The organism is Desulfonatronum thiodismutans, assembly GCF_000717475.1.
Taxonomy (GTDB): domain Bacteria; phylum Desulfobacterota; class Desulfovibrionia; order Desulfovibrionales; family Desulfonatronaceae; genus Desulfonatronum; species Desulfonatronum thiodismutans.
The window spans coordinates 58451-82057 of sequence record NZ_JPIK01000011.1 but is presented as its reverse complement, the minus strand read 5'-3'; the positions used below and the strand labels follow the sequence as shown (position 1 = coordinate 82057).

Below are 23607 nucleotides of genomic sequence, written 5' to 3'. Positions count from 1 at the left end.
ACTTTTTTTGTGAACGATCCTGTCATTTTTTCAACCTTTCAACCACGAGGAATGCAATGAAGATTCTGCGTGCATCACGCATGGACCGATGCATCGGTTGTCACTCCTGCTCTTTGGCCTGCGCGAGGCAGGTGCATAAGAAGCTCTCCTGGAGCATGGCCGGCATCCGTATCAAATCCAGCGGCGGCATTACCACCGGCTTCGAAGCCAGGCTCTGTCTGGCTTGCGACCCGGCTCCCTGCGTCAAGGCTTGTCCAACCGGCGCTTTTTCCCAGCGTAAAGGCGGCGGTGTAATCGTAAAAATGAAGCTGTGCATTCAGTGTGGCAAATGTGCTCCAGCCTGTCCGGTGGACGCCGTCTATCTGGATGAGAAGGCACAGCCGTACGTATGCATTCATTGCGGCCGGTGCGTGGAGTTCTGCCCCCACGACTGTCTGGAAATGCGTCAAAAACAAGAACATGTCCGTCGGGGAGGTGGCGCTAATGACTGATACCGCGTTTCGTGTCTGCATCGTTCACCTGGACCGAGACAAAGGCGAAATCATCTCCTTTGGCGACAAGAACGTCCATATCGGCGGCAGTGGTTTGGCCGCGGCCTTGTTTGAAACGTACGGCCTGCCGGAGGAACCTTGGTCTCACCCGGACCAGCCCCTGATCTTCGCCATCGGTTGCCTGACCGGCTATTTTCCGCTGATGTCCAAGGTCGTCTGCGGATTCAAATCGCCCCATCACGACCAGTACGCCGAATCCCACGCCGGCGGTCGGCTGGCCCTGGCCATACGCTTTGCCGGATACGACGCCGTGGTGCTGCGCGGCCGGGCCGAATTGCCCGTGGCCGTGCATGTGGGCTCCAAAATCATCGAAACCAAGGATGCCAATTATCTCTGGGGCGCCAACGCCCTGACCACGGGCCGTGTGATCCGCAGGGCCTTTCCCGGCGCTTCCGGCCACCGCAGCATCCTGCGCATCGGCCCGGCCGGAGAAACATTGTCCGCCTATGCCTGCATCAACGTGGACACCTTCCGTCACTTCGGGCGACTGGGCGCGGGATCGGTCATGGGCGCAAAGCACGTCAAGGCCCTGGTGATCTCCGGGGACGGGGACCTGGAATTGCCTGGCGCGGATACCAAGGCCTATGCCAAGCTGTTCAAGAAAGTCCATGACGACATGACCGCCACGGAAATGATGAGCAAGTACCACAACCTGGGCACCCCTGGAAACGTGGCCCCGCTCAACGCGCTCAAGTCCCTGCCCATCCGCAACCTGACCCAAACCACGGATCCCGAAGTGGACGGTATTTCCGGCGAAACCTTTGCCAAGGACCTGCTGGTCCGCAACACCGCCTGCGCCGGTTGCCCGGTGGGCTGCATCCACGTGGGCATGCTCCGGGAGCAGTTCCAGGACGAACACCGGTTCCAGATTCGCCAAGTGGCCTACGACTATGAACTGATCTTCGCTCTGGGGTCGATGCTCGGCGTGATGAATGCGTCCGACTGCCTGGCTCTGATGGACGAAGTGGAAAAGGAGGGACTGGACGCCATGAGCACCGGCGTGGCCTTGGCCTGGGCCACGGAGGCGTATCAGAAAGGCCTTTTGACCAGGGAACAGGTAGAGGAGGAGCTGGTTTTCGGCGATACCGCGGCCTACAGGGAAGCCATCTGGTGCCTGGGCCACGCCAAGAACGAATTCTACGCGGACTTGGCCAAAGGCGTGGCTCACGCCGCATCAAAATACGGCGGCGAGGATTTTGCCTGCGTTCTGGGTCAGGAAATGGCCGGATACGCCACCGGAGAGACCTTCTTTGCCTCCCAGGCCCTATCCTTCCGCCATTCCCACCTGGATACCGGAGCCTATGGATACGACCAGAAAAAACACGACAAGGACCCGGAAAAGGCCACCCGCTATTTCGTGGAGGATGAACGGGAACGTGTCTTGTTGACCTCCCTGGTCTCCTGCCTCTTTGCCCGGGGGGTCTACAAAAAGTCGCTTCTGGCCGAATGCCTGAAGGTCGTCGGCCTGCCCGAACTGGCCGAGAATATGGACAAGGCCGCCGAGGAAATGCAGCGCCTGCGCTGGCGGATGCGCCTGGCCACGGGATATGAACCGGAAAAGACTACTATTCCGAAGCGATTTCTAGAGGTGGAAACCTGGGCCGGCAAGATGGACCCCAAGTACCTGGAAAACCTGCGCCAATCCTACACCAAGGCTATCCGGGAACTGGGAGCGCCGCTTCCGCCCAAGGAAGAGGAGGAGGCGTAAGCTTTCAGCGCTTGGAGTTGCATGATTCAGTCTGTCGGCAAAACCGACGTTCGAAGGCAATAAAAATCCCGGCTCCCCTTGGAGCCGGGATTTTTATTGCGAGTCGTGTCGCGTGGCGTGTGCCACGCGGATGAATGGAACTCGACTGCTAGTCGACCTTGAAAAACGCCTTTTTCGCGGCGTTGCAGACCGGACATTTTTCCGGAGCATCACCTTCAATCGTATAGCCGCAGACGCTACAGACATGGACGTCGGTCTCGGCCTGTTTGCCCAGATTCTGAAGGGCTTTTTCGTAGAGGCCGGCGTGAATTTTCTCCACTTCATTGGCGAAATGAAAGCCGCGTTCCACGGCCTTCTGACCTTCCTCCTGGGCATCGGCGATCATTTCCGGGTACATTTTCGTGAACTCGTGAGTTTCTCCGCTGAGTGCCTCCTTTAGATTTTCCTCAGTGGTGCCGATGCCGCCCATCAGCTTGAAGTGGGCGTGTGCGTGAACGGTTTCCGCCTCAGCCACGGCTCGAAATAAACGGGCTACCTGGGGATGACCTTCCTTGTCGGCTTGCTTGGCAAAAGCCAGGTATTTCCGGTTGGCCTGGGATTCACCGGCAAAGGCTTCCTTGAGATTGTTCATGGTCTTGGACATGACGTTTCCTCCTTGAGAAGGGTTAAGTGTGCTGTGGTGGACGACGGCAAGGACTCGAAAGTGAGCCAAGGTTTGTCGTCAATGGGATACTTTTCCTATAGTTCAAGACCAGCCGCAAGGGAACCCGTTGAATCGTCCTTGAAAAAAGACTAAGACTCTTCGGACGAGGGGACGTCCCTTCGGATTGCGGTCGGATTTAAGCTGAATGGGCCGTTCGAACCTGGGACAAGGTGGGGCGTATGCTGGGAACCATGAAGGAACGCGATTTCCGACGGCTCAGTGAATTCGTGCAAAAAAAGTGTGGCATCAAGATGCCGCCGAGCAAAAAGACGATGATGGAAGCCCGGTTGCAGCGGCGCCTTCGGGCGTTGAATTTAACCGAGTACCATGACTACTGCGAATACGTCTTCAGCCCTCAAGGGACGGAGAGCGAGATCCCTCACCTGATCGACGCCTTAAGCACCAACACCACCAGTTTTTTTCGTGAACCGCACCACTTCCAATACCTGACCTCCACGATTTTGCCGACTTGGTGGCAACGCTTCAGTCATGCCCGGGAGTTGGCGGTCTGGAGCGCGGGATGTTCCTCTGGGGAGGAGCCGTACACATTGACCATGGTCCTGGCCGAGTTCCAGGAACAGAATCCGCTTTTTCGCTGGTTTATCCTGGCCACGGACATCAATACCCAGGTGCTGGAACGAGCGGCCAAAGGCATTTATCCGGACGACAAGCTCCATTCCATCCCCAGGGCTTTACATCAAAAGTATCTGTTGCGAAGCAAGGACCGAACCAAGAAACTGATCCGGATCATCCCCGGATTACGTGAAAAGATTCGATTTCGTCGCCTGAACTTCATGGAGCGGTTCAGTTTTCGCGAACCCATGGACATCATTTTTTGTCGCAACGTGATGATCTATTTCGAGCGGGACGTCCAGGAGCGTCTGATCCGCAACTTTCTGGAACATTTGCACCCCTGGGGGCACTTGATCATCGGCCACTCGGAAAGCCTCGCCGGGATGGATCTCGGTCTGATTCAGGTGGCGCCGACGGTGTATCGCAAGGCGTAGTTTCTTCTCCTTGATTTGAAAAACCTTGGCGATTTCCTGGGTTGGAAAAAGAGTTCGGCGCTCCCTTGACAGCCGACTGTCTCTTGGCTAGATACTCACCTCTTCGAGCGGGAATAACTCAGTGGTAGAGTGCAACCTTGCCAAGGTTGAAGTCGCGGGTTCAAATCCCGTTTCCCGCTCCATTTTTTTTTGAGGCGGCATAGCCAAGTGGTAAGGCAGCGGTCTGCAAAACCGCCATTCTCCGGTTCAAATCCGGATGCCGCCTCCATTCTTTATCCTCGGTTTCTTATCGAGCGGGAGTAACTCAGTGGTAGAGTGCAACCTTGCCAAGGTTGAAGTCGCGGGTTCAAATCCCGTCTCCCGCTCCACATTCCCTTCTTTCCCCGACTGATTCACTTCCACGTATTTTCCAGCCCTTACCTCAACATGGCCAAGCCCAACACCGGTAAAGCTGGAACGCCCAACGGCAATTCCCGATTGCAACTGCTTAGCCGGTCAGTGTCCAGCGCGGAACTATCGCGGCTTCTTGAACAGGCCTCCCTTGATCAGCTTTTGGAGCTTGTCTCCGCCAGGCACGCGGTCCATTTCGAAACCGTACGCATCGGCGAGGACGTTCTGGAGTGCCTCCAGCTTTCGGATATGGAAGCCTATATTGATCAACGCCTGAACCTTTCTTCGTTCACAGTCGGCCCTGAATCGGGATCAGAAGCGGGAGTGGGAATAGACGCCTTACCGCTTTGGGCCAAGATATGGCCGGCTTCCCTGCCCTTGGCCATGTATATGCGTGGGGTTGCCCCTGGTTCCGAGGAGCGGGTTCTGGAGATCGGGGCAGGCCTGGGCTTGGCCGGGTTATTCGCGGCCAAGCGTGGGTTTTTCGTGGTTCTCAGCGATATTGTCCCCGAAGCTTTGCTTTTTGCGCGTATCAATGCATTACGCAATGGGCTCGGCGACACAGTCGTCGTTCAGGCCGTGAACTTTATTAAGGAAGACCATCCGGAGCGCTATCACCGGATCATTGCTTCAGAAGTTCTCTACCGTGAGCAATTTTTTGATCCATTGCTTTCTTTTTTACGGACTCATTTGGAACCCATGGCCACCGCGGAAATTCTGCTTTCCGCGAATTCCGGGCGGCGTGCGATAAAATTTTTTGCCGCCGCGAAGGATTACTTTCAAATCTCCCGTTCCTGTGTTCCTTCACCGGTGCCCGCGGTCAATTTTCACGGACTTTCCGGGACCGAGGCCAACCAGGAAACGTATCTTTACCGATTGAGGCCGCGATGAGCATTCGTCTGCAATCATGTCCCAAGGGACATACCCTGGAACTGGACAAGGTTTGTCCTCCCCAGGAAACGGTAGCCAAGGTTCGTGCTTCTCTGGAGGTTTTTGGGGAAGACGTGCTGGCCGAGACCCGGCGCATCGATACCGGACGGCTGGGCATCCCGGTCTATCTGAGCATCTGCGGTAAAACAGCCCGCAGGGTCATGCCAACACGTAAACAAATGGGTAAGGGAGCGTCCGCCATCCAGGCCGAGGCCTCGGCCTTGGTGGAACTGGCTGAACGATTTAGTTTCTTCAGTTTTTGGCAAGGTATTCAGGATACCGAGCCTTGCACCTGGAGTGAGGCACAGCGAAAATGGCCGGGACAAGTTCTGCCGATTTCCGAGATCGCCTGCTCCGTCTCCGATACGTTACCTGAGGAACAAATAGAAAGCCTGATGGATCTCGTTGCCTGGCGCTTCGTGCCGGCAACCCGGCTGGATACCGGCCGGGAGTTTCTCGTTCCGCTGGAATGGTTTCGAAAGATCAATGAATTCAACGGATCATCCGCTGGAAACACTCCTGAAGAGTCGATCCTTCAAGGCGTATGCGAGCTGGTGGAACGCCATGTCTGCGCCGTGGTGGACCGGGACCGACCAGTGACGCCTTCCCTTGATCCGGCCAGCTTTACCGACCCCGTGCTTCACGAACTGATGGACGCCTTCAAGCGCGAGGGCATCGTCGTCGTATTGAAGGATTTCTCCCTGGGCCTTCCCGTGCCCACCGTGGCTGCCGTGGCCCATGATCCGGCAACGTTTCCGGAACGCAGCGAAATCGTCTTCACCGCCGGAACAGCCTCGACGCCATCCAAGGCGGCCATTCGCGCCCTGACAGAGGTTGCGCAACTGGCCGGAGACTTTGAAACCGGCAGCAACTACGAAGCCTCCGGGCTGCCTAAATTCACTGAGCTTTCCCAGATTGCCTGGTTATTGGAAGGAGACGTAGTTCCCCTGTCCAGCTTGCCGGACATTGGACGCGAGGATATTCTGGATGAACTAACGAAGCTTTGCGACGGGCTGGAGCGAATGGACTTTCGGGCGTACAGCGTGGAGACGACGCAACCGAAGTTGGGAATTCCGGCTCATTACTCCTTCGTACCGGGCTTTCAGTTCCGAGAGCGGGCCTTGAATCCCTGCGTGGGCTTGTTCGTCGGGCGCATGTTGGCCGAGGAGGCCCTTCCGGAGCAGGCCAAGGCCGGCTTGGAGCACTTGGCCCTGTTGTATCCCAACGCCTCCTTTCCGATGTTTTTCCAAGGGCTACTGGCCGTGCGTCAAGGACGCTTTTCCGAGGCCTTGGAAGCCCTGGCCAAAAGCGAATCAGGGCTGGAACAGCGTGACGATCAAGCTCTGGCCGCGTTTTATCAGGGATATGCCATGAGCCGGGAAGAGCAATGGTCGAGCTGTCTGCCGCATTTGGACCGGGCAATCCATCTTTGCCCAGAGGTAAAGGAGTACTTTAACCTTCGTGGAGTAGCCAAATTCAAGCAGGGCGAGTACGTCGGAGCCGAGGCGGATTTTCGAAGCGCGTTGGATTTGGACAGCGGCTCGGCCATGGATCTGGCGAACATGGGGCTGTGCGTCAAGTTTCAAGGGCGTTTGGAAGAAGCGGAGGCCTTGTTACGTTCCGCGTTGGAACTCGACTCGACCTTGGATTTCGTGCGTGAGCACCTTCTGGAGTTACAATCCCCCGAGAAAGCCGACGACTGATCTCCGATATTGAAAAAGGTTTCTCGCTTTTTTCGCCATCCAGCATTGACAACGAATGTCCTTGCATTTTATAAGGTAAAAGGATTCAGCGCACATCACGAATGGATTGCAGGATTGATCGCTGTTTATGTTCTCACGGAATGTCCCATAGTCGGAAATGGGCCATTTCTGATCATCACGAGAATCGTCGGTTTCGGGTCTCGTGGTTTTTGACAAGGGCCTCGGTCAGGTACGAAATGTACACTCATTTTGAGATTTAACAAACGCTTAAGGAGGTTTGGACAATGGCTACTGTAGAATTTAAGGGTACTAACTTTGAAGTTGACGAAGATGGTTTTTTGCAGCGCTTTGAAGACTGGACTCCGGATTGGGTAGAATACGTTCAGGAAAGCGAAGGCATTAAAGAGTTGACCGACGAGCACCAGAAGGTTCTCGATTTTCTGCAAGACTACTATAAGAAAAACGGCATTGCTCCGATGGTTCGTATCCTGTCCAAAGTGACCGGCTACAAACTGAAGCATATCTACGAGCTGTTCCCCTCCGGACCCGGCAAGGGAGCCTGTAAAATGGCCGGTCTTCCCAAGCCCACCGGTTGCGTATAAATCAGCAATTCACCGGTTTTACAAAAAAGCGGAGCCCCTTGGGCTCCGCTTTTTTTTGTGCGATCGACAGTATACATTCATCTTGCGGATAAAACTCTTTCACACCTCGAAATCCAGAAAACGAGCCTGGGCGGGCTTCCGGGATCTGGCTTCCGACTTGACCTGTCCAATGGCCTTTATTACCCGTGAATCCTGCCCCATGAACCTATGAATTCTAAGGAGACCAACTCATGAAACCCATGGACTTGCTGCATATCGGATTGGGAGCGGCCTTCATGGCCAAGGAAAAGATCGAGGCCCAACTCAAGGACTTGGAACAGTTAGGGACCATCAGCAAAGAAGAACTGAATCGCTTTGTGGAGGAAGCCCAACAACGGGCTAAGCAGGAAACCGAGGAGTTGGATGCCAGGATAAAGGAAAAGGTCGCCGAGGCGGCCCGGGAACTGGGGTTGGCCACCAAGGAGGACATCGCGGAGATCAAGGCCTTGTTGATGAAGCGGAATGCGTAGCTATTACGCGCCGCGACGAATCTGGGGCGCTTTTCGATTTTTGGCGACTATTTTCGCCACGGTCCTGAAGCGCCGCCACATTCTCTTCATTCCGCCCCTGGGGCCGGCGGCCTTGAAAAAGACCGTCCTGGATCTGGGCGTCAGCTTCATCAAGCTGGCCCAAGTCCTGGCCACGCGGGCGGATTTTTTTACCGAAGAGTATTTGGTGGAACTGCGCACCATCCACGACGAGGTCGCGCCCATGAGCCAGGCCGACCTGGACGTGATGTACCGCCGGGCCTTCGGCGACTCCCCGCCCTTTGTCCGGTTCGAGCCCGAGCCCATGGCCAGCGCCTCCATTGGTCAGGTCCACTGGGCCCAGTTGGCGGACGGCACCGAAGTAGCGGTGAAGATCCGGCGGCTGGACATCGAGCGCAAGGTCCGGGTGGATATCCGGATACTGGAATTCTTCCTGGGCCTGTTCCGGCCCTTTTTCAGCGTTTACACCCGCAATTCCCTGGAAGCCGTCCTGACCGAGTTCTCGGCCATGATCCTCAAGGAAGTGGACATGAACATCGAGCGGGACAATCTGCGCAAGTTCCGGGAGATGTACACCCGCGACGACGTCCATTTTCCCAGTTATTACAACCAATACAGCAATGAGGATGTTCTGGTGATGAGCTTCGAGCACGGGGTGCGGGTGGACGACGCCGCGGCCCTGGAGCGGCTGCGCATCCCATTCGACCGGATCATGGACACCCTGGTGGACTTTTACACCGAGCAGATGCTGGTCAAGGGGCTGTTCCACGCGGACCCGCATCCGGGCAACCTGTTCGTGCGCGAGGATGGAACCCTGGTTTTGCTGGACTTCGGGATGGTCAAGCGCCTGTCCAATTCCTCCAAGATGGCCATGATCGAAATGGTGGAGGCGGCCTCGGCCCGGGATTTCGAGATGTTCATCGCGGCCTGCGAGCGCCTGGGCGTGATCACGCCCTCGGCCCCGCCGGAGGAAATGCTGGAGTTCGCGGAACGGATGTTCGACATCTTCGGAAACATCGACCTGGACGCGGCCAGCATGCAGACCCTGGCTCTGGACGTGCTCTTTTCCATGAAGGAGACGCCCTTCAAGATGCCCCAGGAGGTGGTCTACGTGCTTCGGGCCAGTACGCTGATCGAGGGGCTGGGCACCAATTACGTGGAGAATTTCAACGGAGTGAAGGACATTCTGCCGGTGCTCCGGGAGAAGCTGCCCAAGGCCCTGGGCTTCGACAAGGGGCTGGTCAGTCAGGTCCGCCGGGAAATCAGCACCCTGCCCATAACCTTCAAGCGGATCAAAACCATCATCACGGACCTCAGCGAACAGAAGCTGCAAGTGAAGATATCCCGGCATACCGTGGACCAGATCAACGAGCGGTTGCGAGGACTCTTGCGTCCGTTGGTGGGCGGTTTCCTTTGCATCATCACAGCGTTTTTTGTGTTGTTGCTGGACGTGGAATACGGAAGGGTCGTGGCGATAACGCTGTTCGGATTCGGCGTGCTACGGATGCTACTCGGGGTACGCTGAGCAGGATCAGCTTTTCGGCGCATGCCGTACGGTCAGCTCCGCGGGGCGGCTCGGGGCTTGGTTGCCCTGGCTGAGAAAGACCCCGGCCAGGACCAGTATTGCCGCCGCGTACTGCATGGGCAAGAGCCGTTCACCAAGGATCAGCCAGCCCAGAAACAGGGTGATCACCGGGATCAGGTTCACGAAAATAGCGGCCTGGCCCGCCGGGAGGCGGCTGATGCCGAAGTTGTAGAACCAGTAGGCCACGATGGTCACGCCGATGCCCAGGTACAGGATGGAGAGCACGGCTCCCAGGTGGAATGTGTCCGGCAGAGGAGTGCCTGGTAAAAAAATGATCGGCAGAAAAAAGACGCACCCCACGAAGGCTTGGACCGCGGTCAGGAACAGCGGACTGTAGCGGACGCAGAGCTTTTTCAGGGCGATCATGCTTCCCGTGGCGCAGCACATGGCCAGAAACTCCAGGAAGTTGCCCAGCAAGGGATTGGGGGCGTGCTCCGTGCTTTCCGAGAGCAGGGTCAGCCAGATCACCCCCAGGATGGCCAGAAGAAAACCGAACCATGTCCGAGGCCGCAGTCGCTCCTTGAGCACGACCCAGGCCGCCATGGCCACCATCAACGGGAGCATGGCCACGATCATCCCGGCCTGGGAGGCGCTGGTGTAGGTCAGGGCCATGCCTTCGCAGACAAAATAGAGGCAGGGTTCGCACAGGGCCATGAACAGCAGGAGTTTCCAGTCCCCGCGCTGATACCGCTCGGACTTGAAGCGCCTCACCAGAAGCAGCAGGCCGCCGCTGGCCAGAACCATCCGGGCGAAAACCACGAACATCGGCCCGTACACCCCGATGGCCAGCTTCATGGCGATGAACGACCCGGCCCAAAGCACCGTGGCCGCGAACAACGCCCCGGTGGCCAGCCGATCCACGCTGCGCAACATGTTATTTCCTCACACTTTCAAAAATGATGTCCAACTCTTCAACAATGATGTTGATGGACCGCAGAGTGCCGTGATGCCCTGTGCCAGTTCCGTCATAGGGTGTCAAACCGGCGCTGATGCATCCTTTGATCCTTTGTCCCCAGGAGGTTTCCATGACCAATCCCACGAATGTCCCGACTTTGACCAAAGACCGTTTTGACGCCGTGATTTTTGACATGGACGGCGTGGTCACCGACACCGCCGGCCTGCACGGCAAGGCCTGGAAGGAGATGTTCGACCGGTTTCTGGAAGAACACGCCCGCAAGAGCGGGATCCCCCAGGAACCGTTCGATCTTGGCCGGGACTACCTGGATTACGTGGACGGCAAGCCCCGTTTTGACGGGGTACGCGGCTTTCTGGCTTCCAGAGACATATCCCTGCCCGAAGGCTCTCTGGACGACGAACCAGGCACGGGAAGCGTTTACGCTCTGGGCAACTGGAAAAACAGGCTGTTCGGCAAACTGCTGGAAGAGGAGGGGGCCGTGACCTATCCCGGCACGGTGGAATTGATTCACAAGCTGCACGACGGCGGATTCAAGACCGCGATCATCTCCTCCAGCAAAAACGCGGAAACAATCCTGCGTTCCGCGGAAGCCCTGGATCTGTTCGAAGCCAAGGTGGACGGCGTGGATTCCCTGGAATTGGGCATCGACGGCAAGCCCGCACCGGACATTTTTCTCAGCGCGGCCCAGGAACTGGGCGTTGAACCGAGCCGGGCCGTGGTGGTGGAAGACGCCGTTTCCGGGGTCCAGGCCGGAAGGGCCGGCAACTTCGGTCTGGTGATCGGGGTGGATCGGGGCGGCAACCGGGAGGCCTTGATGGCCAATGGCGCGGACGTGGTGGTGGAGGATTTGGACGAAGTGTCCGTGGAGTGAGCCGTCTCGCTTGTTCAGCTCTCTTGGCTGGACGAAGAGCCCTGTTCGCGGCCTTTGTCCGTCTCCCGACCGGCAAGGGCGCGGTTGCGGCGGTGAAGTAGGGCCATTGCCAGTAACAGGCCGACCACGGTCACCATGTCGTGCCGAAGCAGGAACAGGGCCGTCCAGATTGCCAAGCCGAGAAACAACGCGGCCTGCGTTGATCGTGAAGGGATGCGGTGAAAATCGGGGCGACGTCGGGCAACAACCTGACAAGCGACGAAAATCGTGACGCCCAGGAGTCCGACAAGGGCTAACGTCGGTTCAAGAACTGCGTACACGGGCCTCGGGTGCGGAATGAAGGGAACGAGAGAGTGGAAGTACCGATTGGAGAAAACTTGAAGCCATGCGGACGGCATGGTGCGGGAGGGGCCGTCCGCATGGCATCAGGAGGGGATTGGGAGGCGATTTAGGTGATAATGTCGGCAATCGCGCCCTTGCCGGTGGCATATGCGCCGAGGACATTCTTGGCGAAGTCATAGGTTTGGCTCATGTCGCCGAAGCCGCCCTTGGCGCCTCCAGGGCCGTTGTTCATGTATTCAAAGGTCTTGTTTACGACGGCGGCTCCAAAGGTCTGCTTGTCCACCGGAGCAAAAGAAGAGCCGGAGGCGTTGTTCAGGTTGTCCATGGTCTTTTCCACCACCGCCGCGCCGAAATTCGACCTGCTTTGCGTGCCCGGAGATTGCCATGCCGTTTCAATACCAGTGATGCTCATGTCGGTCCCTCCTTGCCTATTTTGTAATATAGTACCGACAAGATAACCTGATGAGAAGTAAATGGCAATGCTTTTCGTAAAATCGAGTGGCGCGATAAAACTTCTCCACGATGTGGGCCGTCTGAGACCGCCAAAATCGCGTATTGAAGCCATTCACGTTTTGGTGATAGGAGTCTGATGAGCAACTTTTCTCCACCTTGAAAATTCAGGAGCCTCCGATGTCCCTGCTCTCCGTGCAAAGCGCATTCGGCCTTTTGGCTTTCGTCCTGATTGCCTGGTCCTTGTCGGAAAACCGGAGAGCCGTTCGGCCTCGTTTGATCCTTGCCGGGATCGGCCTGCAACTGGGTCTGGCCCTGGTTCTGCTCAAATTGCCCATTTTTACTGACTTCTTCCTGCTCCTGAACAAGGCCGCCGAAGCCCTGGAAAGCGGTACCCGGGCCGGGACCACCTTTGTCTTCGGCTACCTCGGCGGCGGCACTCTGCCTTTTGAGGAACCTTACAGCGGGGCGGCGTACATCTTCGCCTTCCGGGCCCTGCCGGTGATCATCGTCACCGGGGCTCTGACAACCCTTTTCTACCACTGGAGGATCATCCCGGTCCTGGTCCAGGGTTTTTCCGCCGTACTGCGGCGGACCCTGGGCATCGGCGGGGCACTGGGTGTTGGCGCAGGGGCCAACGTCTTCGCGGGCATGGTGGAATCCCCGTTGTTCATCCGGCCCTATGTCGCCTCCCTGACGCGGAGCGAACTCTTCGCCCTGATGACCTGCGGCATGGCTACCGTCGCCGGGACCGTGCTGGTGCTCTATGCCGGAATCATCGGAGGCGCGGTGCCGGGCGCTTTGGGGCACATCATGACGGCGTCCCTGGTCAGCGCCCCGGCCGCGATCCTGGTTTCCGGAATCCTGATTCCGGAAACCGAATCGCCGACCATGGGCGAAGTCGTTCCTCCGGTGGAGACTGTTTCCTCCATGGACGCCGTGGTCAAGGGCACGGCGTTCGGCCTGCACATCTACCTGCACGTCGTGGCCTTGCTGATTGTTTTGGTGGCCCTGGTCAGCATGGTCAACTCCGCGTTGGGACTGCTGCCCGATCTGGGCGGAGAGCCAATAACCCTTCAAGGGCTTCTGGGATACGTGATGATGCCTCTGGTCTGGCTGGCCGGAGTCCCCTGGAGCGAGGCCCATGCCGCTGGCGGATTGATGGGCGTGAAGGTGATCCTGAACGAACTACTGGCCTATCTGGATATGGCCGCGCTGCCTGAAGGAACTCTCTCCTCGCGCAGCGCCCTGATCATGACCTACGCCATGTGCGGATTCGCGAACATCGGCAGCCTGGGCATCCTGATCGGCGGGCTGATCAGCATAGCTCCCGAACGCAGCCGGGAAATCACGGCTCTGGGCCCGCGTTCGATCCTCACCGGAGTGCTGGCCACCTTGATGACCGGGGCCGTAGTCGGGATTCTGAGTTGATCCTTGGTCAGATTTTTGTGGGGAGCATTACGCGTTTCTGTAAATCGGGATGGGAGCATTACGCATTTTTTGATGAGCCACACTCTTTTAGGCCGCCCCTTCGGGGCTGGATAAAATATCTCATTGATATCCCAGGGCGTTGCCCTGGGCTGTACTTGTTTCGCCCTTTCAGGGCTTGATTTCAGCCCCAAAGGGGCGACATGTTCTAGCCCAAGGGCAACGCCCTGGGACAACGATGGGGAAAGCAGGTAGAGTCCCTTCCTGTAAGGGCGACCTACCTCAGCGAACGCTAAATTTTGTGATAAACGCGTAATGAACCCTTTTAGTGAATTGCCGGGAGCAAGGCTCTTTCGGTTCATGCGTGCTTGGCCGGGAACGGACTCGAGACCGTGCGAGCCGTCCGCTCCCGAAAAAATTGCAGTGTCAAAAAGGCGCAAGCCGCGTGGCTTGAATTGGTTGGCGGTTTTTACATGGAAAAAAACAAAAGAACGAACATACAATGCATCTCAACCCTCAGGGCGTCCATACCAGATTTTGAACTATTTTAAATAATTAGGTGCTACGTAATAAATTTTTGCTCCTGAAATATTTCCAGTTTTACCATACAAAGCACCAACAACAAACCCACTATATGACCCAAAAGTGATGGTACCCTCTGGCGCATGCACTGTTCCAAACCACTGTCCATCTCCAATGTTGAAATTTCCATGAGTTTCAAGGTAAACACGGGCAGCTAACTCTCTAACATCAGCATTTGGCTTGCCATCCTTTAATATCGGATCATAGCTTGTACCATCGATCGATACAAATACTTCAAACCCTCCTCCTGTTTGAAAAGAGTTTTTTATAAAAATATTGATATCATCGCTAGATGATAAATCGAGGTAAAGTCTGCCACTCCAGCCATAATTGATATTTTGAAAGTAGTAGTTGCCACCTTGAAGATATAACTTACCACTACCTCCGAAATTGACATTCCCATGTGAACCAGGAGAAACCTTAGCCGTTTGAGCCCATCCGCCGGTACCGTAATTTGATCCCCCTGCAGAAAAATCTGTCTTTGCAGGCATTGATACACTTGAAAAGTCAAAAAAAACTGGACATACCGGCAACTTAAGTGCAGGAGGAACAGCGTTTTCAATTTCATTTCCAGATATAATGGTACTTGGTCCTTTTTGAATATTTTTACCTGATGTGGCATTTCCAAAAATACGAGCCGATCCTGTCAGATCTATTTTTCCACCGGAATATGCATTACCACCAACAAAAGAAGATCCAGAAATTTCCAAACTTCCAAAAGCATAAACATTAACCCCTGCGCTGGCACCATTTAAAATTTTAATGCTTCCATTACAAGCATGGATATCACCGTCTGTATTAGACCCTGCACCACTAATTACTATATCACCTTTTGCATAAATACTACCTTCTAATTTAGCTCCATTTAAAATAGAAACATTTCCTTCAGAAAAAATATCGCCAACGAGTTTAGAGCCTCCTGAAAGCGTGATATCTCCAGAGCTATGAAGATCGCCAATGACATTTCTTCCGCTTGTGAGAGTGATGCCCATTTCAGCATAGACATCACCAGTTATAAATGGTCCTTCAGACGACTCGCCACCATCAATAGTTAATATATCCCCAAGAACAATAATATCTGCATCTTCTATATATACGCCTCCAGTAGAAAAATTTGATGCCATTAAAATTACATAATCGCCATTTTGGTCAATGATGTATTCGAAATCAGTAGCTAAAGAGAACGAGACATCACCCAACTCAGCCCTGGAGGTGACGATGATTTTCTCCAGATTAACTCCTGCGATGACTTCACCGGCATCCAGGCGGAATTCTCCTGGTCCAAGTGTTATTGGGTCTGTTATACTATCAATACGGTTCTTGAATTCTTCGGCCTTAGCATTCTTTTCAAAGTTCACGTCATCCTTGACGACTTTTGCCACCGCCGCCGCGTAGTTCAATCCGGATTGCGCCAGCAGGATAACCTGGTCGTGGGGGACGCGCTTGGCCATGTCCGTTCCGCTCCGGCTGGTAATAGTGTACACTCCCACCGAAAGCGTGGTCAGGACGACCATGCCGATGATGACGTAGACCAGGGTAAAGCCGGCGGAATTGGATGGAATGCGTCTTGCGGCGCTGTGGCGGGTGGGCATGGGCTTGGTCCTTGTGATATTTCTTCCTACTCGATGCAGCCATAGCCGCTGACAAGTTTGTATGGGGAGACACGGGATGTAAAAGTCCTGGTTTCCCCCTCGGCAACATCTACAACCATCGTCATGGTGATGGAATTGTCGGAAAAGGTAAAGGAAGCCCCGCTGGGTGCGGGTAAAATGCGCGTCACAGATGGATTCGATCCTTGCTGAGACTCAAAGATCAGGGTGGAATTGTCTGAGTTAACGGTGTCTATCTCGCAGGCTGAAGCCAGCTCAATGGCCATTCTTCCGAGTTGATGCTGAGCATCGATCAGGGCTTCGGCGTTTCGCTCGGCAAAAATCGCGCCGCGAATCACGCTGAATAGCCCCATGGACGTGCCCACGGCCAAGACGCCGAGAATGACCAGTACGGCGATCACTTCGATGAGTGTGAAGCCTGATCCGCGAGGGGAGAGTTGGTTTTGACGGCCCATAGCTACTTTGTCTTTTCCGTGAACAGGTACGTCAACGGGCTCAACCCATCAGGCGTGGCAAAGGTAACTTCCAGTCCGTTGCTGCTTCCTCCGGCGATGTCCAGGAAGGTTTTGGAAACAACGTAATATTTGCCGTAATCGTCGTTATCATGTGCCCCGACATCCCCGATGGCTGTGGACAATAAACTGAGGTCGCCATGATGGTTGACCTCGTAGTCGGCGACAATCCGGGACATGACCGTGTTTAGTTCGTACAACTCCTGGCGGGTTTGCAGAAGCTCGACGCTGTCATACACGCCGCTCTGAAAAAATGGCACAATCATCACCGCGAAAATGCCTACGAGAAGCAGGGTGATGATCAGTTCGATGAGGGAGAAGGCGGGGGATTTTTTCATGCTGGCAAGGAAAAAGGGATGGCACATTATTTTTATACCCGTTCCGACCAGGACAGATAAACCTGGTACGTGAAGCCGTCGTCCTTGAGTTCAGGTAGTACCATCTCGTCGCCTCCGAGGAATTGCGTCACAAACAAAGCTCCTCAAATGCCAACATCATGATTTGCAATCGTAAGCGTCGGGTTCTGCTTGGTCAAGAGATGGACATGGCTGTGAATCGGATAAAGGCAAAGCGAGCAGGGTGCTTCAGGAGATGACATGGTATACATTTGGTTTTTCAGGACGAAGCATCCGGGCAGAGCGGGACATGGTGGTTCCTTGATTTTGGAAGTGGAGGGCACGGTTGAGAATGCACAAGTAAAAGGTGGTCGTGACGGAGTCTATATTTTACCTGTCCCATAAAACTTAAAGTTCTAAGTGTAAAAGTAAAACTCCCCGCACCAGGTCGAAAAGTGCAACTGGAGCGGAGAGTTTGATTGTTGGTAGTGATTGTTGTTTAACTTAAGTTTAAAATTGTCATTTTAATCAGCTATGCGGAGGTACCGTCCAAGTGCCGGTTTCATTATACCCGGTATCCGCAGGGTTCCCTCGACTATTGACTGTTATGGTCACGACATCTCCCGTTACAGCTGTCGTAATGTTCCAAATGTCTGGAGCTGTACCAATGTTGTGATCACCTGCTTCAAGGCCTGCTTCGGTCAGCACTTGGGTTCCAGTAGGTTTTTCGCCAGCATTTTTTAAAAGATACTTAGCGTATGCCAAATTTAAAGTTGACTTAATTTCAGCAACTTGACCCATTGCAGCATTTTTCTTCGATTGTCCTTGCAAATCAATAAACTTTGGAACTGCCACGGCCGCTAGAATGCCAAGGATTACAAGGACTGCGATGATTTCGATTAAAGTAAAACCACCTTGGGTCTTCTTAATGTCTTTCTTTTGCATGTATTTTTCCTTCGGAATGAAGAGGTTAAATGTCAAGATGTTGAACAGAAAATGACGTAACACGTTGGAAGGTAAAGCAGCCAGAAGAAAAATAAAAGGCTAAAGGTAAATGTTAGATGGTTGGTTAGGAAAAATGCAACATTGGAACGACGTGTCAAGTGATGTTGTGTCAGGCACCTCCTTACGGAACTTGAAAATTTTGTGGGTGAAATTGATTGGATGGCGGAAAAAATGAACTTTATCTTCCCTTTTGCGATGGTTGTGTGCCGGGTGGTGATGCCTTTGGCAATTCAATATTTTAAGCATAAATCGTGCCGGATTTTCGGATGTGCGATATTGGGGGCGATGTTTGCCTAGAAGCGGTTGATGAGATTGAAGAAGAAATTTCGAGGATGCGCGTAAAGATGGGCTGGGTCGTGTGATATTGGAGGGCTAGGAGGGGTTGTTGCTACAAAATTTGCGGTGTTTTTGGGTGGGATTGCGACAAAATTTGAAGAGAAGGGGAATGCTGGGATGCTGGAATTAAAACATGAAGCTGGCTGCCCTGCACGTATCTTTTTCGATAGGTGCGGGGGATGCTCGGATGAGGAGAGTAAGAGTTTACCACGGAGGTCTGAAGTGGTCCCCAAAAATTGGACAGCCTGTTAAGGTGGAGTCCACGACACGGGAGAGATCGTGAAGAGGACAAGGTATTCAGCTGAGTTCAAGGCAAAGGTGGCTTTGGAGGCGTTGGCTGGCGATCTGACAACGTCGCAGCTTGCCGCGAGACACGGAGTTCATCCGAACCAAATCACGCAATGGAAAGCACCCATGTCCTTGCCGCGTCGTTTCATTCGTCGGATGTCCTTTTTGAACCGTGAAGAAAGAACCGGTATCAGCATGGGCTAGATCCTCAAGTTCTGGAAGAGCTCTTCAGCAGAGTCGCAACGGTGCCCGTTGCCCACTTCCAGTTCGGCCATGGCCGCGCGGGTCTCGTCGTTAGGCTGCATGAAATCGCTCGGAATGGACTGCAAAAGCTCCGCCAGCTTCCTCGCATGCTTGAAGGGAATGCTGCGTTTATCCCTCTCGAATTCGGAAATATGGCTCTGAGGAATGCCCAGGGCGTCGGCGATTTCCGCCTGCGTGAATCCAGCCCGCAGCCGGAGCCCTTTGAGCATCTTTCCGCCGCGATCCAATTCGGGCATCGGACCGTGGGAATGGTCAGAGATGGACTGGTTGACGACATGTCCGCCAAGTTTCAGGACAAGTGCCGTTATCAGAGACAGGTTGTCGGTCGGGACGAGTATTTGCGCTTGGGACATATTCTGTGTGAGCATGCTTACCTCCTGATGATTGAGATAAAATATCTCAACCTATCATATTGTCAAGGTAGGGCTGACGGGAAAAACAGAGGGGTGAGGGATGAAAGCTGAGACCTGAGGAGAAAGAGGTGGTGAGGTAGGATACAAGCGTAAGTGTAGCCGCGTCGTCATCTTTCGTTTTTGAACGCCTTGGCGTCGATCTCCAGCTTTTTGATCCGGTGCCACAGGCTGCGCTCCTTGATACCCAACAGTCGGGCCGCTTTGGCTTGGACGCCGCCCGTCCGGGCCAGGGCGGATTCGATCATGGAACGTTCCAGGGTCGCCAATCGGTGATCCAGAGAGGCATCGTCTTCCGGGCGAGTTGGTTCAGCCGGGTTGGCACCTGGCTGGGTGATTGACGACGGCCCGAGGCCCGGCAGATGTTCCGGGCGGATTTCCTCGTCGCCCGCCAGGACAACGGCCCGTTCCAGCACGTTGCGGAGTTCCCGCGCATTGCCCGGCCAGTCGTGGGCCATGAGCAGGCTCAGGGCCTGGCTGGAGAGGCGCGGTGCGTGATCAGGCTTTGTAAGAAAGTGGTCGGCAAGCAGGGGGATGTCCTCCCTGCGCTCGCGCAGCGGCGGCATGTGCAGGGGAAAGACGTTCAGCCGGTGCAGGAGGTCTTCGCGGAAGGTTCCCTGGCGTATCATCTCGGTGAGATCGCGGTTGGTGGCCGCCACAATTCGGACGTCGCAGCGGATGGTTTTGGTCCCGCCGATCCGCTCCACTGAACCGGTTTCCAGCATGCGCAGGATTTTGGCCTGCACGGCGGGCGGCATGTCGCCGATCTCGTCCAGAAAGAGCGTTCCGCCGTGGGCCAGCTCGAATTTGCCCGGCTTGGCCGCCGCGGCGCCGGTGAAGGCTCCTTTTTCGTGGCCGAACAGTTCGCTTTCCAGAAGGTTTTCAGGGATAGCCGCGCAGTTGATCGCAACCAGCGGACCGTCGCGACGTCCGCTCTGTGAGTGGACGGCCCGGGCCGCGAGTTCCTTGCCCGTGCCGGATTCTCCGGTCAGCAGGACAGAGGTTGCCGTTGGCGCGACCTTCATGATCTGGCCGAGGATGGAGCGCATGGCCCGGCTCTGGGCCACGATTTCCGGAAACAGGGCCTTGGCGTCCAGGCGGGACAGGGCCAGGCCCACCTGTTCAAGGGCCAGGCGGTACTCTTCGAGGTCGCTTTGCACCCGAGGGTCCGCGTTGTCCTGGGATCTGTCCGGAATGACTCCGGACTTGCGGGCCGAGGCCAGGAAGCGGCGGACGGGGCGGAGGATAAAGTACAGAAGCAGGGAGCAGGAGGTAAAGGCGACCCCGCCGACCATCAATGCGACCCAGTGCAGGTTGCCCAGAAAATCGCGTTGGAAAAGCGGAATGGAGCTGCTCACGAACAGGGTCAACACGGCCAGCCCGGCCACGATCACGGGCACGAGCACGGTCAGGCTGACTTGAACGACGAATCGTCGATGGGCCGGTTGCATCAGACGGTCTTGGTCAGGTCCCACATGGGCATGAAGATGGCCAGAGCGAAGAAGCCGACCACGCCGGAAAGCAGCAGGATCAGCAGCGGACCGATCATTTCGGACATCCTGCCGATGGCGTATTCCACTTCATAGTCATAATGGTCGGCCACGGCCTGGAGCATTTCGTCCAGGTTTCCGGTTTCCTCACCCACGGCGATCATGCTGACGATCATGGGCGTGAAGTTCTTGGACGAGCGCAATGGCCCGGAAATACCCCGGCCCTCGCGCAGCTTGTCTCGCAGAATGTTGAACTCCTTGCTGATGGCCGCATTGCCGATGACGTCGGAAAGGATGGCGATGGAATCCAGGACGGACACCCCGCTGGCCTGAAGCAGCGAAAAGATGCTGGCAAACCGTGACATGGCCGCTTTTTGCAGGACCGGGCCGATCAGAGGAATTTTCAGGAACAGCGAGTCCCGGAGGATGCCGCCCTGTTCAGTGCGACAGAAGAGATAAATTGCCAGTCCGGACAGGAAGACGCCGACGAGCATCAGGTGCCAGTAGTTGACCAGGCCGTTGTACATGAACACGATGACCTGGGTGGGCATGGGCAGTTCCAGGCCGGCACCGGCGAAAATTGAGATAAACTGCGGAACGACGAAGGTCAGAAGAAACAAAAACGCGCTGAACAAGGTCACCACGATCACGGCGGGATAGGTCAGGGCGGACTTGATCTGCTTCTTGACCTTGTTTTCATGGGTGATCAGGTAGATCAGCCGCTCCAGAACGGCGGTCAGCGTACCGCTGGCCTCCCCGGCCCGGATCATGGCCAGGTACAGAGGGTTGAATACCTTGGGATGCTTGGAAAAGGCCGCGTGCAGGGAGGCGCCCTGGCGGATGTCGTCGCGGATCGCGGCGATGACCTCACGCAGGAAGACCTTTTCCGTCTGCTGCTCCAATACTTCCAGAAGGGAAATGACCGTCATGCCGGCTCCAAGCATGGTCTTGAACTGCTTGGTGAACAGAATCAGGTCTTCGGGCGTGGGCTTTTTCTGAAACAGCGCCGAGGAGCCGGCAACGTTGTCGGCCTTCCCGGAAACCAAACTGACCGAACGAGGCAGGAGGCCCTTGATCGCGACGGCGGCCTTGGCCGTGTTTACCGAATCGGCCTCAACATCCCCGGAAACGATGGTTCCGGCGTCCGTCATGGCTTGGTATCTGTATTGAGGCATGGGGGGCTCGAAGTCAGAAGTCGGAAGTCAGAGGGAACCCTGCAAATCCGAAAATGTCTGAAATGTGATGAAATGATGAAATGATTTCATGATGCTATCCGTGGCGACACGCAATAATTATCTTTCAGATCATAGCCTTCATGTAATCATTAAATCAAAGTTCAAGACCGGATCATCCCGCCTCACACCATGACCGTACTCATGGCCTCCTCGACGGTGGTGAGGCCTTGGCGGACTTTGTCCGCGGCACCTTCGCGCAGGGTGCGGAGTTTGCCGGCCTGAACCAGATTTTTTGTAATCTGGCGGGGGGATTCGCGTCTCAGAATCATATCCTGAACGTCGTCATCCACCAGTAAAACCTCGTAGATGCCGATTCGACCGCTATAGCCCTGCTGTCGGCACTGCGAGCACCCCTTGCCCTGCAGAAATGGCCCAGGGTGGCTGTCCAGATCCAGGGCCGCAAGCATGGCTTTGGGCGGTTCGTACGCCACCTTGCAATTGGGACAGGATCGGCGGACAAGGCGTTGCGCCACGGCAACCAACAGAGTGGACGCCACCAGAAACGGTTGGACGTCCATCTCCATGAGTCTGGTCACTGCCCCGGCTGCGTCGTTGGTATGCAGGGTGCTCAGCAGACGGTGTCCGGTAAGCGCGGCCTGGACGGCGATATTCGCGGTTTCAGGATCGCGGATTTCTCCGACCATGATCACGTCCGGATCCTGGCGGAGTATGGAGCGCAAGCCCGAGGCAAAGGTCATCCCGGCCTTGCGGTTGAGTTGGGCCTGACGGATCTTGTCCACCCGGTATTCCACCGGATCTTCCAGGGTAATGATGTTGATGTCCGGCTGACTGATCTTTTTCAGCAAAGCGTATAGGGTAGTGCTTTTCCCACTGCCCGTTGGGCCGGTGGCCAAGATCATGCCGTAGGGCTTGATCGCGGCAGCCTCGATCTTGGCTTTGTCCTCTTCGGAAAGGCCGAGGTCTTCCAGGGTCATGACCTCACCGCTGCGGTGCAGCAGGCGCAGGACCATGTTTTCCCCGTGGATGGTGGGCAGGCTGGAGACACGGACATGGATCTCGCGGTTGTCCAAATTGAAGGAAAAACGGCCGTCTTGGGGAATACGGGACACGGAGATGTCCATTCCGGCCAGGATTTTCAAACGCGAAGCCATGGCCGCGAAATACCCCCGCGGAGGGGCCGGAACTTCCCGCAGCTTGCCGTCAACCCGGTAGCGCAGGTGTACCGTCGTCTTTTCCGGACTAATGTGGATATCACTGGCTCCTTCGCGCACGGCCTGGGTCAAAATGGAGTTGACCAGTCTGATAACCGGAGCCTCTCCGGCCATGTCCTCCAAGGAAGACAGAGACACGGCGTCTGGGTCGGCGTCTGGGTCGGCGAACATTTCTTCGCCGTCCATCTTGCTGAGGGTGTCTCCCAGGTGAGAGCCCACGCCGTAGATGGAGAAAATCAGTTCGGTCAGTTCCCTTGCGCTGCAGATGACGGGCTCGACTTCAAGGTTGGTCATGATTTCCAGGTCGTCCAGTGCCCCGATGTCCAGAGGGTCGACCATGGCCACGATCAGCAGACTGCCGCTGCGGCGCAGCGGAGCGACCTTGTTCTTTTTGGCGAAATCAGGAGGGATCAGTCCGGCGAGATGGACCTCGAAAGGGAACTTGTCCGGCTTGTACTGCTCGATGTTCAGTTGCCGACTGATGACCTCGGTGATCTGGGATTCCCGGACAATGCCCTCGTTGACAAGGTATTCGCCCAGCTTGACGTCGGCCTTCTTGTGCGCGCCCAAGGCCTGTTTGAGCTGGTCTGTTGTAAGCAGACCGGCGTCCACGAGCATGTCGCCGAGGCGTTTGAGTTGTCTAGCCATAATGGGG

The 23607-nt window shown here is 55.6% G+C and carries 22 protein-coding genes, 3 tRNA genes and 1 pseudogene; 14 read left to right on the top strand and 12 right to left on the bottom strand.

All coding sequences use genetic code 11. The features are described from left to right. Window positions 1-56: 56 nt before the first annotated feature. Both GY33_RS20440 and GY33_RS0108160 read left to right on the top strand, forming a co-directional pair. Complete coding sequence (locus GY33_RS20440; protein WP_084184963.1) at window positions 57-491, top strand: 4Fe-4S dicluster domain-containing protein; 435 nt, start codon at window positions 57-59, stop codon at window positions 489-491. Next, complete coding sequence (locus tag GY33_RS0108160; protein WP_031386859.1) at window positions 484-2259, top strand: aldehyde ferredoxin oxidoreductase C-terminal domain-containing protein; 1776 nt, start codon at window positions 484-486, stop codon at window positions 2257-2259. The genes GY33_RS20440 and GY33_RS0108160 overlap by 8 nt, the downstream gene beginning before the upstream one ends. A 148-nt stretch (window positions 2260-2407) precedes the next feature. Here the strand turns inward: GY33_RS0108160 and GY33_RS0108155 are convergent, their stop codons facing one another. Then, the gene (locus GY33_RS0108155) at window positions 2408-2902 is read right to left on the bottom strand and encodes a rubrerythrin family protein (protein WP_031386858.1); all 495 of its coding nucleotides are present in this window, start codon (window positions 2900-2902) and stop codon (window positions 2408-2410) included. 239 nt (window positions 2903-3141) lie between these two features. Here GY33_RS0108155 and GY33_RS0108150 point away from each other — a divergent pair, with 239 nt between their 5' ends. The 9 genes from GY33_RS0108150 (at window position 3142) to GY33_RS0108105 (ending at window position 9646) form a co-directional block, all read left to right on the top strand. After that, entirely contained in the window at window positions 3142-3969 is an 828-nt protein-coding gene (locus GY33_RS0108150; RefSeq protein ID WP_031386857.1) for a CheR family methyltransferase, read from the top strand. 107 nt (window positions 3970-4076) lie between these two features. After that, window positions 4077-4151 (top strand) — tRNA-Gly (locus tag GY33_RS0108145). A gap of 11 nt (window positions 4152-4162) precedes the next feature. Further along, window positions 4163-4237 (top strand) — tRNA-Cys (locus GY33_RS0108140). A gap of 25 nt (window positions 4238-4262) precedes the next feature. Further along, window positions 4263-4337 (top strand) — tRNA-Gly (locus GY33_RS0108135). Between the two features lie 58 nt (window positions 4338-4395). After that, window positions 4396-5250 carry a class I SAM-dependent methyltransferase gene (locus GY33_RS20435; protein ID WP_084184961.1) on the top strand — a complete coding sequence of 285 codons (855 nt, stop codon included), beginning with the start codon at window positions 4396-4398 and terminating at the stop codon, window positions 5248-5250. Further along, a complete protein-coding gene (locus tag GY33_RS0108125) occupies window positions 5247-6992 on the top strand; it encodes a YcaO-like family protein (protein ID WP_031386855.1) in 1746 nt (581 codons plus the stop codon). The genes GY33_RS20435 and GY33_RS0108125 overlap by 4 nt, the downstream gene beginning before the upstream one ends. A 284-nt stretch (window positions 6993-7276) precedes the next feature. Next, on the top strand, window positions 7277-7594 hold the full coding sequence (locus GY33_RS0108120) for a TusE/DsrC/DsvC family sulfur relay protein (protein WP_031386854.1): 318 nt from the start codon (window positions 7277-7279) through the stop codon (window positions 7592-7594). 230 nt (window positions 7595-7824) lie between these two features. Further along, on the top strand, window positions 7825-8103 hold the full coding sequence (locus GY33_RS0108110; RefSeq protein WP_031386853.1) for a hypothetical protein: 279 nt from the start codon (window positions 7825-7827) through the stop codon (window positions 8101-8103). Then, window positions 8096-9646, top strand: a complete 1551-nt coding sequence (locus GY33_RS0108105; protein ID WP_031386852.1) for an ABC1 kinase family protein — start codon at window positions 8096-8098, stop codon at window positions 9644-9646. Before GY33_RS0108110 ends, GY33_RS0108105 begins: the two co-directional genes overlap by 8 nt. 6 nt (window positions 9647-9652) lie before the next feature. Here the strand turns inward: GY33_RS0108105 and GY33_RS0108100 are convergent, their stop codons facing one another. Then, window positions 9653-10579, bottom strand: coding sequence for a DMT family transporter (locus GY33_RS0108100; RefSeq protein WP_035271587.1), 927 nt, complete (start codon window positions 10577-10579; stop codon window positions 9653-9655). Between the two features lie 152 nt (window positions 10580-10731). On the opposite strand from GY33_RS0108100, the gene GY33_RS0108090 reads away from it, so the two are divergent. Further along, on the top strand, window positions 10732-11493 hold the full coding sequence (locus GY33_RS0108090; protein ID WP_051822421.1) for an HAD family hydrolase: 762 nt from the start codon (window positions 10732-10734) through the stop codon (window positions 11491-11493). 14 nt (window positions 11494-11507) lie between these two features. Here the strand turns inward: GY33_RS0108090 and GY33_RS20995 are convergent, their stop codons facing one another. After that, window positions 11508-11813: a hypothetical protein gene (locus tag GY33_RS20995; RefSeq protein ID WP_152555139.1), complete on the bottom strand. Its 306-nt coding sequence runs from the start codon at window positions 11811-11813 to the stop codon at window positions 11508-11510. A 128-nt stretch (window positions 11814-11941) separates the two neighbouring features. Continuing rightward, the gene (locus GY33_RS19075) at window positions 11942-12247 is read right to left on the bottom strand and encodes a hypothetical protein (RefSeq protein WP_035271585.1); all 306 of its coding nucleotides are present in this window, start codon (window positions 12245-12247) and stop codon (window positions 11942-11944) included. A 218-nt stretch (window positions 12248-12465) separates the two neighbouring features. Here GY33_RS19075 and GY33_RS0108075 point away from each other — a divergent pair, with 218 nt between their 5' ends. Next, window positions 12466-13716 (top strand): NupC/NupG family nucleoside CNT transporter, encoded by a 1251-nt coding sequence (locus GY33_RS0108075; protein ID WP_031386848.1) that lies wholly within the window; start codon window positions 12466-12468, stop codon window positions 13714-13716. A 539-nt stretch (window positions 13717-14255) separates the two neighbouring features. Here GY33_RS0108075 and GY33_RS20990 read toward each other — a convergent pair. The 4 genes from GY33_RS20990 to GY33_RS19730 form a co-directional block, all read right to left on the bottom strand. After that, on the bottom strand, window positions 14256-15887 hold the full coding sequence (locus GY33_RS20990; protein WP_152555138.1) for a bactofilin family protein: 1632 nt from the start codon (window positions 15885-15887) through the stop codon (window positions 14256-14258). 26 nt (window positions 15888-15913) lie between these two features. Further along, on the bottom strand, window positions 15914-16360 hold the full coding sequence (locus GY33_RS0108055; protein WP_031386846.1) for a type II secretion system protein: 447 nt from the start codon (window positions 16358-16360) through the stop codon (window positions 15914-15916). Window positions 16361-16362: 2 nt separating this feature from the next. Continuing rightward, window positions 16363-16755 carry a prepilin-type N-terminal cleavage/methylation domain-containing protein gene (locus tag GY33_RS0108050; RefSeq protein ID WP_161788454.1) on the bottom strand — a complete coding sequence of 131 codons (393 nt, stop codon included), beginning with the start codon at window positions 16753-16755 and terminating at the stop codon, window positions 16363-16365. A gap of 525 nt (window positions 16756-17280) precedes the next feature. Further along, complete coding sequence (locus GY33_RS19730; protein WP_051822420.1) at window positions 17281-17697, bottom strand: type II secretion system protein; 417 nt, start codon at window positions 17695-17697, stop codon at window positions 17281-17283. A 672-nt stretch (window positions 17698-18369) separates the two neighbouring features. Here GY33_RS19730 and GY33_RS20430 point away from each other — a divergent pair. Beyond that, a pseudogene (locus GY33_RS20430) lies at window positions 18370-18501 on the top strand (transposase); the annotation flags it as partial. A gap of 80 nt (window positions 18502-18581) precedes the next feature. Here the strand turns inward: GY33_RS20430 and GY33_RS19070 are convergent. The 4 genes from GY33_RS19070 to GY33_RS0108010 form a co-directional block, all read right to left on the bottom strand. Then, a complete protein-coding gene (locus tag GY33_RS19070; protein ID WP_035271582.1) occupies window positions 18582-19013 on the bottom strand; it encodes a helix-turn-helix domain-containing protein in 432 nt (143 codons plus the stop codon). 152 nt (window positions 19014-19165) lie between these two features. Continuing rightward, window positions 19166-20506, bottom strand: a complete 1341-nt coding sequence (locus tag GY33_RS0108020; RefSeq protein ID WP_031386843.1) for a sigma-54 interaction domain-containing protein — start codon at window positions 20504-20506, stop codon at window positions 19166-19168. Then, on the bottom strand, window positions 20506-21720 hold the full coding sequence (locus tag GY33_RS0108015) for a type II secretion system F family protein (protein WP_031386842.1): 1215 nt from the start codon (window positions 21718-21720) through the stop codon (window positions 20506-20508). Before GY33_RS0108015 ends, GY33_RS0108020 begins: the two co-directional genes overlap by 1 nt. A gap of 182 nt (window positions 21721-21902) precedes the next feature. Beyond that, complete coding sequence (locus GY33_RS0108010) at window positions 21903-23600, bottom strand: GspE/PulE family protein (protein ID WP_031386841.1); 1698 nt, start codon at window positions 23598-23600, stop codon at window positions 21903-21905. Between the last annotated feature and the right edge of the window lie 7 nt (window positions 23601-23607).